This is a genomic window from Streptomyces sp. NPDC086080, from assembly GCF_044540255.1.
In the GTDB taxonomy this organism is placed as follows: domain Bacteria; phylum Actinomycetota; class Actinomycetes; order Streptomycetales; family Streptomycetaceae; genus Streptomyces.
This window is the reverse complement of record NZ_JBITRU010000017.1, coordinates 17470-30636: the sequence shown is the minus strand read 5'-3', so window position 1 is coordinate 30636 and position 13167 is coordinate 17470. Positions and strand designations below refer to the sequence as shown.

Sequence of the window (13167 nt, the reverse complement as noted above, 5' to 3'; positions counted from 1 at the left end):
GGTCACGAGGACTTCCGGCACGGGCTCGGGCCTCTACACCGACGGGTTGTGAAAAACGCTTCGGGCGGCGCCGGAGCACCGCCCGAAGTGAACGTCGAGGGCGAGGAAAGCGAAAGAACTTGTTTCAGGAAAGTTGAGAAGGAAGCCCTTTCATGGCCTCGCCACAGGTGACCCTAGCAGTCAGCTCGGGATCAAGTCGCGCAGATTCTCCAGGGTGATGACTCGCGAGTCAGGGTGCAGACCCTCGGGACGTTCGAGGCCGATGTACAGCACGGGTACGTCCGGGACGGACCCGCCGCTCCACAGTTCCGGGGCCGTGGTGTGGTCGGACATCAGGCCGGTCAGGTACCGCACCGTCAGATACTCGCGTTCCACGATGGCGCGTACCACCTTGGACACCGACACCTGGTTCTCCTCGACCCGGTTGGCCGATGAGATGCCCTTCAGATACAGGTGCAGCCACTTGGCGCGCCACCGGCCGTCGTCCTCGCGCCGGAACACCAGGGGCAGCGCCACTCGGCCCCTCCCGCGAAGCTCCGACTTCATACGCACCGTGCGCGGCTCGAACGGCCGGCCCTTCTGCTCACCGTCACGCAGCATGAAACCGAAGAACGACTCCTCGACCTCCTCGAAACCCTCGCCGTCGAAAACATTGACCTGCGGCACGATGAATGCGCTGCGTACCCGGTCCAGGGACAGGTTGATGAATTCCGAGGCCCCGTCGGGCGCTTCCGTGACATCGCCCGAGTGCTCCCCGCCGACTGCGGTGAGCGAGGTGTAGGAGAGCCAGGCATCGGTACGGTAGTCGGCGTGGAGAAGCAGCGCCGAGAGGTCGTAGTCGGTGCGGTGCCCGGTCTCCTTCCAGTACACGAAGAAACGCAGCTGCTCGCCGTCGACCTTCGAGAGTGAACCTCGCGGCAGTACACCGAGCCCGGCCGCGGTCGCCCTGCCGCTGAGGGGGAGCGCCACGTCGAGGATGTCGGGGTCGAGCAGCAGCCGGGCCGGTGCCGGGAGCCTGCGGCGCATCTCGGCGTCGAGGGCGCCGATCAGGCGATCGCGGTCGGCGGCGGGGACCGGCGGCCGGACGTCGGTGGCGACCCAGCCGCGGCCCCGGCCGTTGATGAAGATCCGGGGTTCGCCGGTCTCCCGTTCCCGGTTACGGAAGTGCTCACGGACCGACAGCACGACCCGGCCGGAGACCTCGGGGGCGACCTGTACCGCCGCGGCCACTACCTCGTCCCGCTGATCCTGGTCGGCGGCGATCCGCAGCAGGAGGTCCAGTGCGCGGAACAGCTTGCCGGGAGCGGACTTCAGCACTCGTACCGCACCGAGGACGTCGAACGCGTCGAGCAACTTCTCGACGCGGCTGTCGAAGGACCGTGCCTCCTTCTCGCCCCGCGCCACGGCGAACACATCGGCGGCGTGCGGCCAGCGCGGGTACTCGTGCGGGTGGAGCCGCTCGCCGAGCCGCTTGAAGGGCTCGCGGTGCGCGTGCACATCGGTCAGTTTGGCGGGGTTCGCCGCGACCACGGTGTCGAGGCCCGCGAGCAGCGCACGACGGACCGGTCGCGGGAGACTCCGGAACCGGGTCGGCTCCTGCAGCGTCACGTCGCCGCCCGACAGTGCGCAGGCGAGCCGCAGCACATCGGTGACGGTGTCCAGCAGGAGGTCGGCGCCGACAGCGAGACGGGCCTCGTTGACGACCGCCCGGTTCTCCCGGACCGGGATCGACTCCGGCTGGGGGCCGAGCGCGCACCGTTCGGCGAGAGTCCTGAGGTCGCCCAGGTGGTCCTCGCCCAGTGGCGTCGTGCTGCCCGCCAACGCCAGGTACAGGTCTGTGAGTTCGTCGTCCAGGTCCCGCCCGAGGTGCAGGACGGTCACCCGGTCGCCCGCCGAGGCGATCAGCTCGTCGTGCGCCGCGAGCATCTCCTCGTGGCTGTGCTGGTAGCGGCCGTACGCGGGGAGGCTGAGCAGGTCCAGCACTCCGTGCGCCAGCTGTGTCAGCACGTGCTCCCGCGATGCGTCGTCGGCGAGCGCCTGCGTCACACACCGCGTCCAGAACTCCTCGGTGTCCGGCACGTTCGCCGGAAAGTCGATGAAGTACGCGTTGTGCCGCACGTGGTCGCCCACCATCTCTCTCACGGTGCGCAGCGTGCGCCGGGCCGTGTGCACGACCGCGGTCTCGGACAGCCCGGACAGCCGCTCCAGCAGCGACGCCGAGAGCTTGAAGCCCACGGTGGCCAACGCAGCGTCGAACTGCCGGGCGACGGTGGCCCCTTCGCCCGCGGAGCCCCGGGGAGCGGAGATGCGGTGGGTGTGCCGGATGACCAGCGACTCGAGACTGTGCGCCATTCGGGGATGATCGCAGAGGTGTACGAGGCGACGCACAGGAGTTTTCTCCAGGGCGGGCGCCGTGACGGCGTCGCCCCCGGCGGGGACACCTCGGACGGGTCCGTCCTTGCCGGTGATGGGGAGCGGACCCCTCCTCTGCCCACTTCGGGCAGCGGAGGCAGCGACCACCGCTGGGTGCCGGGAGCCTTCTCCTGTCGACCGGGCTTGGCGACAGGCAGGTCGGTTACCCCGGCCGGCATGACTGACACACGGCCTCTTGCCCTGATCACCGGTGCCTCCGCCGGGATCGGATACGAACTGGCCCGGCAGTTCGCCGGGCACGGCTACGACCTCGTGATCAACGCCAAGGACGAACGGCTGGCTTCCGCCGCCCTCCGCTTGCGGGAGACGGGTGCGCGGGTACGCTCCGTACGCGCCGATCTCCGGACCCTCGAGGGTCCGGAAACCCTGCTCACAGTGGTCGACGGGCTCTCGGTCGACGTCGCCGCTCTCAACGCGGGAGTCGGCCGGGGCGGTGCCTTCGTCGACACCGACCCCGCCGACGACCAGGCCGTCATCGACCTGAACATCACCGCAACCGTCCGGCTGGCCAAACCGTTGCTGCGCGCCATGGTGGCGCGCGGCGAGGGCCGGATCGCCTTCACCTCGTCCGTCGCCGCGACGATGCCCGGTCCCTTCCAGCCCGTCTGCAACGCCTCGAAGTCGTTCGTGCAGTCCTTCGCCGAGGCGTTGCAGGAAGAGGTCGCGGACACCGGGGTGACGATCACGTCGTTCATGCCGGGTGCGACGGAGACGGACCTCTTCCGGAGGGCGGGGATGGCGGAGGACACCAGGATGGGGACCTCGAGGAAGGACGATCCCCCGCAGGTCGCCGAGCAGGCGTTCATGGCGATCGTGAAGGGCGAGAAGAAGACCGTCACCGGGTCACTGAAAGCCAAGGCGCTCGGAGCGGCAGGGAAGCTGCTGCCGGACGGCGGAAGGCGTACGGGACGACCCGCCAAGGCCCGGGCCGGCTCACCTCCCCACGTCTCGCGAGCCCGACGACGGCCCGCGGCCCTGACGAGGGGATGATCAGCCGCTCAGCCGCTCAGCCGCTCAGCCGCTCAGCCGCTCAGGCGCCCGGAGCGGCATCCTTGCGGGCCGACGCGCGACCGCGCTGCTTGTGGCTCCGGCCTGCGGCCACGTCACCTTGCCCGCCCGCGCCCCCGTCCGGGTCCGCTATGCGGCGTCGGTTCCGGAACGGCGAGCGACACGCCGTCGGAGGCGGAAGGGCAGCACGTACCAGCAGAGGCTGAACCACAGCATGACCCCGGCGACGAGTGCTTCGGCGAGGACGCCAGGAACCACGAAACGCAGGATCAGCAGCAGCGTGCAGCCGATGGTCAGCGCGAGCAGGACCATGCCGCACATCATCAGGCGACAGGCGGCCTCCACCACTTCGTCCTTCTTGCGCTGGCCGGACAGGAAGCGGTGGATGGAGACGGGTGCTACCAGCGATCCCGTGGCCGACGCGCCGAGGACCACGGTGATGACGTGGATGACGCGGTCCACCGTCCCAAGTTCCCGGAACAGCGGAGCGAAAGCCACGCCCAGCAGGAACTCGAAGAGGATCTGCACGCCGGTCTGGGTCACCCGCGTCTCCTGCAGGACCTCGTTCCAGCGGCGGTTGACCCGTTCACGCGGAGACTCCGGCGCATCGGCGCCGGAGCCCTGGCCGCCGTGATGCGCGCAGCACGCGACATCCTCCTCCGTCGACCCGGCCGACCGATCCGTCATTGTCATGGCACCCAGTCGCAAGCCAATCGTTTGCCCCGTCTCCGCCGTCTTCATGCAGGTCATGGGGCACGGCGGAGCTGTCCCGAACCACGCTCCGCCCTCCGTCCCACCTGGCCGGTGCTGAAAGGCCGGAGCGGGAAACACGTAAGGCGGGACAGCTACGGGCAACGGCGCGCACGGCATGACGCCCGCGTGCTGGAAGGAACGAGGTGGGCGATGCGTGCGGTGACCGTGCGGCCCGACCGCAAGGACTCCCTGGAGGTACGGGACGTGCCCGACCCCACCCCGGGTGTCGGCGACCTGCTGGTGCAGGGCCTGGCAGTGGGGGTGTGCGGAACGGACAGGGAGATCGTGCGGGGCGAGTACGGCTGGGCTCCACCGGACCGCGACCGGCTGGTGCTGGGCCACGAGTCCCTCGGGCGGGTGCGGCAGGCACCTCCGGGCAGCGGGTTCTCGGCCGGTGACCTTGTCGCCGGGGTGGTGCGCCGGCCGGACCCCGAGCCGTGCGGGGCCTGCGCGCGCGGGGAGTTCGACATGTGCCGCAACGGCCGATACACCGAACGCGGCATCAAGGACATCGACGGTTATGGCGCACAGGTGTGGTGTGTGGAAGCCGACTACGCGGTGAAGCTGGCGCCGCATCTGCGGCGCGTCGGTGTACTCATGGAACCGGCCACCGTGGTGGCGAGGGCGTGGGAGCAGGTCGAGCGCGTCGGTGGCCGTTCGTGGTTCGAGCCGCGTCGCGCACTGGTGATGGGGGCGGGACCCATCGGTCTGCTGGCCGCCCTCCTGGGCGTACAGCGTGGGCTGGAGGTGCATGTCCTCGACCGGGTGACCGACGGACTCAAGCCCGCTCTGGTCCGGGAGTTGGGGGCCGTCTACCACAAGGAGGACGCCGAGCGGGTCGTCTCCGCCGTGTGCCCGGACGTCGTCATCGAGGCCACGGGCGCGAACGGGCCCGTCCTCGCCTTGCTCACGGGCACCGCGCCCTACGGGGTGGTGTGCCTGACCGGTGTGTCATCCGCCGGCCGCGGGACGACCGTGGACGCCGGCGCCGTCAACCGGCAGATCGTGCTACAGAACGACGCCGTGGTGGGCTCGGTCAACGCCAACCTGCGTCACTACCACCAGGCCGCCGACGCCCTGGCCGAGGCCGACCTGCCATGGCTTGAACGGATGATCACCCGGCGGGTGCCGCTGGAGCGCGCGACGGAGGCGTTCACACCTCAACCCGACGACGTCAAGGTGCTCATCGAACTCTGGGCCGCACTCTTATGCCGCACTCTTGGGCGGCACTCACTCCGAAGAAAGGCCCTGGATGTCTCACCACACCGCTCCCTTGGTCGTCGTCATGGGGGTGTCGGGCTCGGGAAAGACCACAGTGGGCAAGCTGCTCGCACGGGACCTCGATGTCCCATACACCGAAGGGGACGACCTCCACCCCGCGGCCAATGTGGCGAAAATGCGAGCGGGCGACCCGCTCGACGACGAGGACCGCCGTCTCTGGCTGGACGAGATCGCACGGTGGCTGGCCGGTCACGCCGACAGCGGAGGAGTGGTGACATGCTCGGCGCTCAAGCGCCGCTAGCGTGACCGGCTGACCATCGCCGCGCCGAACGTCTTCTTTCTCCATCCGGATGGCTCGCCCGAGCTGATTGCCGCACGGATCACCGCACGACAGGGCCACTTCATGCCGCCCGAGCTGCTGCATACGCAATTCGCCGACCTGGAGCCACTGGGCGACGAAGCGGGCGCGGCCATCCCGGTCGACGGCAAGCCGCAGGACACCGCTGCCCTCGCACGTGCCGCCGTCACCTCGGCCTGACCGCTGACGCGGGTGTCCGGCCCGGACACAGCCTCGTCCACCGGTTCCGCGGACCGCTTCCGTACGTGGCGGCCACGCCTGTAGGTGGTGACCTCGCCGACCACACAGACCCCCTCCCATGGCAGCCGTGCACGCATATGTGTGGGGCTCACCGAACAGGCCCTGACACCAGGTCCCCCGGTCGGACGACCCGGACGGTGACCGGCCGGCCCATCGTGTCCAGCCGGTCCGTCGACGGCCTGGGGCCGGCCCCGGGGCCAGAATGGGTGCCGGAGCCGGGATGCCCGGGACGTACCGCACCGACCGCCTCGGCCGGACCGCCCTTGACGGGGCCGTCTGCCGCCACCAGGAGAGCCGCCATGAACCCGCACCACCGTGCGCTGCTGGAGCCGCCGCCCTCGGCGACTGCGACGCGGTGCGTTCCGCCCTCGGTACGGGTCCCGGACCGAGGCCCGGGACCCGTACCGGCACGCACCGCTGCCGCTCACCGCGCTCGACGATCACGTCGCCACCACGGGCGCAGACCCGGATGCCCGGGACGAGCGCGACGACATCCCATGGCCGGCCACCGGCGTCACCGGCGGCGTCGCCATGAAGGGTGACGGAGCCCCGCCCACCGGAAGGCCGTGGAACTGCTCAGCACGACGGAAACCGGCCCGGACCCGGCCGACCGGCAACGGCCGCACCGCCCCACGACGCCGCGCCGCGCCGGGAGGGGGCGGGCCGTCCGCGGAATCGTCCTGACGCTCTCCGCCGCGGCTCTGCTCGTCGGCTGCACGTCCGCCGGAACCTCGGACGGGCCGGCCGCGGAGGGGAGCTCCCGGTCCGCCTCGGCGCCCGCGACTCCCGGCGCGGAGCGGGCCGGCACGACCCTCGAAGGCACCCTGCTGGTCGCGGACTTCGGGGCCGACACCGTCACGTTCGTCGCCCCGGACAAGGGCCCGTTCGACTCGGTGAAGGTCGGTGAGGCACCCTACGGAGTGGTCGTCGGCGAGGACGGCCGCGCCTGGGTCGCCACCGCCGAGGGCGTCGCCGTCGTCGACACCCACCGGCGCGAGCGTCTGGGCCTGATCCCGTACGAGACGGCGAACCTCGGCCCGGTCACCCACGGCGAATACCGCGGCGGCGGCATGGGCATCGCCCTCGCACCCGACGGCGAGCACGCCTACGTCGGCGTCAATGTGCCCTCAGGCAACGGCGCCCTGGAGACCATCGACACCACGACGCGTGAGGTCACCGGCACCACCGAGGTGGGCCGGCGCCCGTTCGACGTCGACGTCTCGGGGGGCGGCCGCGAGGTCTACGCAACCAACCACGACTCCTTCGACGTCACGGACCTCGATGTGCGCTCGGGCGACACCCGCCGCATCGGGGTCGCCCCGTACGGCACCGAGGGCGGACTCGGCTCCTGGCTCAAGCCGCACCACGCGGCCGTGCGCCGGTCCGACGGGAAGCTGCTGCTGCCCTTCGAGGGCGAGAGGCTCGTCGTACTCGACCCGGCCACCGGCCGCTCGGCCATCGAGCGGATGACGGCCAACCCCCACCAGCACGGTGTCACCCTCGCACCCGGCGGCACCCTCCTGGCCGTCGGCACGGGCCCGATCGACCCCTCCGAGGACGAGGGACCGTCGCTGACCGTCCGGACGGAGGACGACGGGAGAAGGTGATCCCGCTGGAGGGCCCGCACGAGGACGTCGCCGTCTCCGCGGACGAGCGCACCGCCTACGTCACCGGCGGCTTCGCCCGCGACGGCTACTGGAACGGCATCACGGTCGTCGACCTCACCGACGGCCGCACCCGCCGACTGCCGGCGGGCGAACGGCCCCTGGGCATCGTGGTCTTCTAGCTGGTGGTGTCTTCCCGGGGTCCGGGCCCCGTCCGGATACCTGGCGCGGGTTCAGCCGCCCACCCCATATTATGTGACCGGCGTCACATATCGCTCCTGTCAGGAATCGGCAGGCGGTCTCGTTCAAGAGGCACGCGAACGAGACAGGAGCACCCTCATGAAGCACCGCATCGTCGTCCTCGGTGCCGGATACGCCGGGGCCTTCGCCGCCGGGAACCTGGCCCGTCGGCTCTCGCCGGCCGACACCGAGATCACCGTCGTCAACGCCGTGCCCGACTTCGTCGAGCGGATGCGGCTCCACCAGTTCGCCGTCGGCCAGGACGTCGCGTTCCGCCGGCTCGCGGACGTGTTCGCCGGCACCGGCGTGCGGCTGCGCCTGGCGCGCGTCACCGGCATCGACCCCGGGCGCAGGACCGTCGCCGTCACCGGCGAGGAGGGGGACGACGAACTCACCTACGACACTCTCCTCTACACACTCGGCAGCTCCGCCGACCACCACGGCGTCCCCGGCGTGGCCGAGCACGCCTTCGACGTGACCGGCCGGTCCTCGGCGCTGCGTCTGCGAGAACGCCTCGCCGGTCTGGGCGAGGGCGGCACCGTACTGGTCGTCGGTGAAGGACTGACCGGCATCGAGACCGCCACCGAGTTCGCCGAGTCCCGGCCCGACCTCTCGGTCGCACTCGCCGCCCGCGGTGAGCCGGGAGCCTGGCTCTCCCCGAAGGCCCGCCGTCACCTGCGCCAGGCCTTCGACCGGCTCGGCATCACCGTTCACGAGCACACCGCCATCGAAGCCGTCGAGCCGACGCGCGCGATCGCCGCCGACGGCATGTCCATCGCGGCCGACGTGACCGTGTGGTCGGCCGGGTTCGCCGTGCACCCCCTCGCGGCCGCCGCCGGCCTGGAGGTCGCCGGGACCGGCCAGATCGTCGTCGACCGCACCATGCGCTCGGTCTCGCACCCGGACGTCTACGCCGCCGGTGACTGCGCCTACGCGATCGGCGACAACGGCCGGCCGTTGCCGATGTCCTGCGCCTCGGCCGGCCTCACCAACATGCAGGCGACCGCCGCGATCATCGCGCGTCTGACGGGCACCGAGGTCCCGGTCACCGGGCTGAAGTACCACGGCAACCACATCAGCCTCGGACGGCGGGACGCGATCTTCCAGATGGTGGACGGCGGCATCCGGTCGAAGTCCTGGTATCTGGGTGGCCGGACCGCCGCGCGGCTCAAGTCGGGCGTCCTCAAGGGGGCCGGGTGGGGCATCGTCCATCCGACCTTCGGTATGCCGAAGCGCAGGCGCCGCCTGGCCGCCGCGCCCGACCCGGCCGGGGCGAAGGCTGCCGCATAGGGTGTTGCGCATGGAGGGCGCAGCCATCGATCGCTTCGAGGCCGGCCGGGGCCGGCTGGCCTCCCTGGCGTACCGTCTGCTCGGCTCGGCCGCAGACGCGGAGGACGCCGTGCAGGACGCGTTTCTGCGCTGGCAGGCCGCGGACCGCGAATGGATCGCGGTACCGGAGGCATGGCTGACCAAGGTCGTCACCCATCTCTGCCTCGACCGGCTCCGCTCGGCGCAGGCCCGTCACGAGCGCGTGGCCGGTGCCTGGCTGCCCGAGCCGCTCCTCGAGGGCGACCCGATGCTCGGCCCCGCGGACACCGTTGAGCAGCGCGAGTCGGTGTCCCTGGCCGTACTGACCCTGATGGAGCGTCTCTCGCCGGTCGAGCGGGCCGTCTACGTCCTGCGTGAGGCGTTCTCGTACAGCCACGCCGAGATCGCCGGGATCCTCGACATCAGTGAGTCCGCCAGCCAGCAGCACATCCACCGGGCCCGGGTCCGGGTCGCGGCCGAGCGCCGCCGAGGCGGCGAGGTGGACCCCGCGTCGGCGCGCAGGGTTGTCGAGGAGTTCCTGGCCGCCGCCACGACGGGGCGCACCGAACGGCTGGTGGCACTGCTCACCGACGACGTGACGGCGGTCTCGGACGGTGCGGGACTGAGCCGGCGGCTCCTGCGGTACCGGACGGCCGAGCGGGTCGCCTCCTTCGTGCGGGCCGGCTTCAAGCCCACGCCCGCGAAGCGGCGGCTGGCAGGTGGCTCCGTCGCGATGCACATCGCGCAGATCAACGGCTCCCCGGCCGTCCTGGCCGTGGTGGACGACCGGGTCGTGGGGGTAGTGGCGTTCGAGGTGAACGAGGGCAAGGTCGCCTCCCTGAGCGGCATCGCGGCCACGGCCCGGCTCTCACGCCTCAACGAGTACTGGCGCCGGCACGAACCGGATGTACCGGTCATCAACGCTTGGTGACCGGCCGCGGCCACGTGGTCCATGCCGCCGCGTCGCCGTGCCTGAGCGCGGGGCAGCGAGCGCAGCGGAGGTGAACCCGAGCAGGTTCGGCACCACCCGTGAGGGTGAAGACCGTCGACCACTCCGACTCCGCCGCCCTCCCGCTCGGCGGCGAGGCAGCCGTCGTCGACGGCGATGACCTGCGACTGCCTCGACCAGGAACCGTCGCCGAAGGCGCTTGTCAGATGCCCGTCGGACACGTGGGGCGCCCCTTTTGGCGGACCGGCAACAGGAATGGCGGACCGGGAGGGCGGTGGGCCAGGGTGGGCCCGTGACCGACAACATCGCAGCAGGATCGGCGGAGTGGCGGCCGTCAGCCGTGCCGGTGAGTGGGAAGACCTTGACGGATGAGACGTCCGAGGTGTTGGCGGGATCATGACGCTGGATCAGCCGGCCACGGAGGCATGGCTGCACGGGTATCCGTTGGTCACCGAAGTCGGGACTCTCAGCCGCCCACCGTTCCGGCGTCGATGCGCCGGCCGCGCGATGTGTCCACCACGACGGGGATCCCGTCCGGGGTCTGCCCCTCGAGCCGGTGCAGCGGCAACGGGATCGGCGGGATGTCGTCCGGGGTGCGGACGTGGATGTGCATCGTCCGGGATACCGCGTCGACACGTGTGACGGAAGCGCCCGGCTCATCGGCGAGCCACTGTTCCGCCGCGTACTTGGCCCGGCTGGTCCAGGTGTCGACCAGGAGAGTGAAAACGGTGTTGGCCGTCAGCGGAACGAATACGGCCGTGAAGAGAATCACCATGCCGACACAGCTCCTCCGGGCGGGCCGTCCGGCTGCCTTGTCGTCCTCGGTGCCGTACCCGAGGGTGGCGAAGACCACCATGCCGCCGAAGACAACCACCGGCGACTCCGCGGTGAGGTAGGCCATGTCCTGCCCGTCGAGTATGAAGCGAGCTACTACACGGAACTCACGAAATCCCGGGTCACAGCCGTAATCTGAGATCTCTGCCGAACCTGGGGTGGTTCAGGTCGACGTGTGTTGCGATGCGCTTTTGTCGGTAGCCGATGCCGTTCTGGATGCCTTCGGGATCGAGCTGGCCGTACTCGACGAATGAGAGGATGTGCAGGTATTCGCCGTGGTTGGGCGGGTCTTGGCCCTGAATGTGGTGAACGTAGCCCACGGTGAATGCGTTTTCGAGCCTGGTGAGCGTGAGCGATTCTGCCTCTGTATCGATGAGGCTCTCATTGCGCAAGGGGTCGAAGTCGCGGTTCTGGCCGCCGGGCACGGGTTCGGTCGGCACGAGCTCACCGGTCAATGGTGCGGCTGGTGAACCACTCACCGTTTCGTGAGGCCGGGGTGCCTGCCGGCGGGTCGGTGTCCGTGGTCCGGCTCGGTGCCGTTCCGGTCCGGTTTTTTGGCGTGGAGGCGGTGTGGTCGGGGTGCCGGTTCCGGTACTGGTGGGCTTGGAGGGTGGGGTGTCGGGTGTTCCTTGTCGCTGGCTCTGTCCCGCGGGGTGGCTGCATCCTGCCGGAGTGTGGGGTGCACGTCCGGCAGGATGGGACCCGGCCCGGCTGTTCAGATTTTCAGTCGGGGGAAGACCGTGCGGGCGTTGCCTTCGAAGACCGCGGTGCGGTCTTCGGCGGTGAGGAAGTCGATGCCCTCGATGACGGGCTTGAGGTCGTCGTACGGTGTCCCGGTGGCCGGGTTGGTTGTTGAGCCGCTGCCGGGCCGCTCGGTGCCGAAGAGGATCCGGTCCGCGCCGACTGTCCGGAAGAGCAGTTCGAGGGCGAGCGGGTAGTGCAGGACGGTGTCGAAGTAGAACTGCTTGAGCCGTTCCTCGAACGGGGTGGCGTCCGCCGAGCCGCCCAGTGCGGGGTGGAGGACTTCGGCCTGCCAGCGGCCCAGCTGGTAGGGCACCGAGCCGCCGCCGTGGGAGACGATGACGCGCAGGGTCGGGAAGTGCTTGAAGACGTCGCCGCGGATCATCGAGAGGATCGTGATCGACTCCTCGCTGATGAAGTGCTCGCTGTAGGTCTCGCGGCCGGAGTAGCAGCCGGACGAGTGGATCTGCATGGGCACGTCGAGCTCGACGAGTTTCTCGTAGAGCGGGAACCAGTACCGGTTGTCCATGCCGGGACCGTTGGCTGTGCCCTCCGCGGGATCCGGGTTGACCAGGACGCCGACGAAGCCGAGTTCCTCGACGGTGCGACGCAGTTCGGGGAAGGCGTCGGAGACCGGGTTGCCCGGGGTGATGGGGAGGCCTGCGACACCGGCGAAGCGGGTCGGGTGCATGTCGACGGTCCGTGCGATCACGTCGTTGTTGGAGGCGATCCACGGGTGGACCAGCCGCGACGGCTGCATGGAGTGGCCCTGGTGGAACGGCCGCGGCGAGATGAGCTGTAGGTCGGTACCGACCGCGTCCATCTTGGCGATGTTGCCGGCCGCGGACTGGGCGATGTCGTCGTCCGCGACCTTGGCCTTGCCGGCGTGGTAGCCGCCGTCGGCCAGCAGCATGGCCCGGTGGGCGTAGAGGGAGTCCGGGGCGACAACGTGAGCGTGCGAGTCGATGATCATCAGGCGATCTCCTGGATGTAGGCGGTCAGCTCGCACTGGACGAGGAGCGGGCCGTTGAGGTCGTGGACGAGGGTGTGCCGCGCGGGCCGGCTCTGTGGGTCGGGGAACATCTGTGTCCACTGCGCGTCGATGAGCGGGCGGCAGGACTTGTCGCGCACGTAGAAGACGCAGCGTGCGATGTCCTCGACCCTGCCGCCGGCGGCCTCCACGATCCGCCGGACGTTGGCGAAGACGAGGTCGGTCTGCTGTTCGAGGTCGGCGGGGATGTCACCCGTCGCCGGGTCCATGCCGTTGATCCCGCCCGAGGCCAGGAGGGGGCCGACGAGGGATGCCTGGGGAATCGGCAGGCCGCCGTGGGACAGGCCTTCGATGTTGATGGATCGTCGTGTCATGACACTCCTTCGGAAGGTGGGGCGGCCATCCGGGCCCACATCGGGGCCGGGTCGAGGACGAGTCCGGCTCCTGAGCCGGGCGCAGGGCGGGGACGGGCTCGGGACGGGCTCGG

Annotated in this window: 9 protein-coding genes and 3 pseudogenes; 6 read left to right on the top strand and 6 right to left on the bottom strand. The window is 70.4% G+C overall.

What is annotated here, in order from left to right; genetic code table 11:
• Nucleotides 1-180: 180 nt before the first annotated feature.
• On the bottom strand, nucleotides 181-2352 hold the full coding sequence (locus tag ACIF9R_RS20715) for a TerD family protein (RefSeq protein WP_399981991.1): 2172 nt from the start codon (nucleotides 2350-2352) through the stop codon (nucleotides 181-183).
• A 237-nt stretch (nucleotides 2353-2589) separates the two neighbouring features.
• On the opposite strand from ACIF9R_RS20715, the gene ACIF9R_RS20710 reads away from it, so the two are divergent.
• On the top strand, nucleotides 2590-3423 hold the full coding sequence (locus tag ACIF9R_RS20710) for an SDR family NAD(P)-dependent oxidoreductase (RefSeq protein WP_399981989.1): 834 nt from the start codon (nucleotides 2590-2592) through the stop codon (nucleotides 3421-3423).
• A gap of 147 nt (nucleotides 3424-3570) precedes the next feature.
• Here the strand turns inward: ACIF9R_RS20710 and ACIF9R_RS20705 are convergent, their stop codons facing one another.
• Nucleotides 3571-4134 (bottom strand): DUF6328 family protein, encoded by a 564-nt coding sequence (locus ACIF9R_RS20705; protein ID WP_399981987.1) that lies wholly within the window; start codon nucleotides 4132-4134, stop codon nucleotides 3571-3573.
• Here ACIF9R_RS20705 and ACIF9R_RS20700 point away from each other — a divergent pair.
• The 5 genes and pseudogenes from ACIF9R_RS20700 to ACIF9R_RS20680 form a co-directional block, all read left to right on the top strand.
• Nucleotides 4075-5376: pseudogene (locus ACIF9R_RS20700) on the top strand (glucose 1-dehydrogenase); the annotation flags it as partial. The gene ACIF9R_RS20705 and the pseudogene ACIF9R_RS20700 overlap by 60 nt on opposite strands.
• A 70-nt stretch (nucleotides 5377-5446) precedes the next feature.
• Nucleotides 5447-5953: pseudogene (locus ACIF9R_RS20695) on the top strand (gluconokinase).
• A gap of 734 nt (nucleotides 5954-6687) precedes the next feature.
• Nucleotides 6688-7799, top strand: a pseudogene (locus ACIF9R_RS20690) (YncE family protein).
• 157 nt (nucleotides 7800-7956) lie between these two features.
• Nucleotides 7957-9147 (top strand): NAD(P)/FAD-dependent oxidoreductase, encoded by a 1191-nt coding sequence (locus ACIF9R_RS20685; protein WP_399981984.1) that lies wholly within the window; start codon nucleotides 7957-7959, stop codon nucleotides 9145-9147.
• Nucleotides 9148-9157: 10 nt separating this feature from the next.
• On the top strand, nucleotides 9158-10096 hold the full coding sequence (locus ACIF9R_RS20680) for a sigma-70 family RNA polymerase sigma factor (protein ID WP_399981982.1): 939 nt from the start codon (nucleotides 9158-9160) through the stop codon (nucleotides 10094-10096).
• 484 nt (nucleotides 10097-10580) lie between these two features.
• On the opposite strand, the gene ACIF9R_RS20675 is transcribed toward ACIF9R_RS20680, so the two are convergent.
• From ACIF9R_RS20675 to ACIF9R_RS20660, 4 genes are all read right to left on the bottom strand, one after another.
• A complete protein-coding gene (locus tag ACIF9R_RS20675; RefSeq protein WP_399981979.1) occupies nucleotides 10581-11015 on the bottom strand; it encodes a hypothetical protein in 435 nt (144 codons plus the stop codon).
• Nucleotides 11016-11070: 55 nt separating this feature from the next.
• Nucleotides 11071-11388 carry a hypothetical protein gene (locus ACIF9R_RS20670; protein WP_399981976.1) on the bottom strand — a complete coding sequence of 106 codons (318 nt, stop codon included), beginning with the start codon at nucleotides 11386-11388 and terminating at the stop codon, nucleotides 11071-11073.
• Between the two features lie 275 nt (nucleotides 11389-11663).
• On the bottom strand, nucleotides 11664-12662 hold the full coding sequence (locus tag ACIF9R_RS20665) for an amidohydrolase family protein (RefSeq protein WP_399981973.1): 999 nt from the start codon (nucleotides 12660-12662) through the stop codon (nucleotides 11664-11666).
• Entirely contained in the window at nucleotides 12662-13054 is a 393-nt protein-coding gene (locus ACIF9R_RS20660; protein ID WP_399981971.1) for a RidA family protein, read from the bottom strand. The genes ACIF9R_RS20665 and ACIF9R_RS20660 overlap by 1 nt, the downstream gene beginning before the upstream one ends.
• Nucleotides 13055-13167: the final 113 nt, after the last annotated feature.

Excerpts from the sequence above, each read along its gene's own strand:
- ACIF9R_RS20705 (WP_399981987.1), bottom strand. The coding sequence starts at position 4,134 with ATGACAATGACGGATCGGTCGGCCGGGTCGACGGAGGAGGATGTCGCG.
- ACIF9R_RS20660 (WP_399981971.1), bottom strand. The coding sequence starts at position 13,054 with ATGACACGACGATCCATCAACATCGAAGGCCTGTCCCACGGCGGCCTG.
- ACIF9R_RS20680 (WP_399981982.1), top strand. The coding sequence starts at position 9,158 with ATGGAGGGCGCAGCCATCGATCGCTTCGAGGCCGGCCGGGGCCGGCTG.
- ACIF9R_RS20665 (WP_399981973.1), bottom strand. The coding sequence starts at position 12,662 with ATGATCATCGACTCGCACGCTCACGTTGTCGCCCCGGACTCCCTCTAC.
- ACIF9R_RS20685 (WP_399981984.1), top strand. The coding sequence starts at position 7,957 with ATGAAGCACCGCATCGTCGTCCTCGGTGCCGGATACGCCGGGGCCTTC.
- ACIF9R_RS20710 (WP_399981989.1), top strand. The coding sequence starts at position 2,590 with ATGACTGACACACGGCCTCTTGCCCTGATCACCGGTGCCTCCGCCGGG.
- ACIF9R_RS20675 (WP_399981979.1), bottom strand. The coding sequence starts at position 11,015 with ATGGCCTACCTCACCGCGGAGTCGCCGGTGGTTGTCTTCGGCGGCATG.
- ACIF9R_RS20715 (WP_399981991.1), bottom strand. The coding sequence starts at position 2,352 with ATGGCGCACAGTCTCGAGTCGCTGGTCATCCGGCACACCCACCGCATC.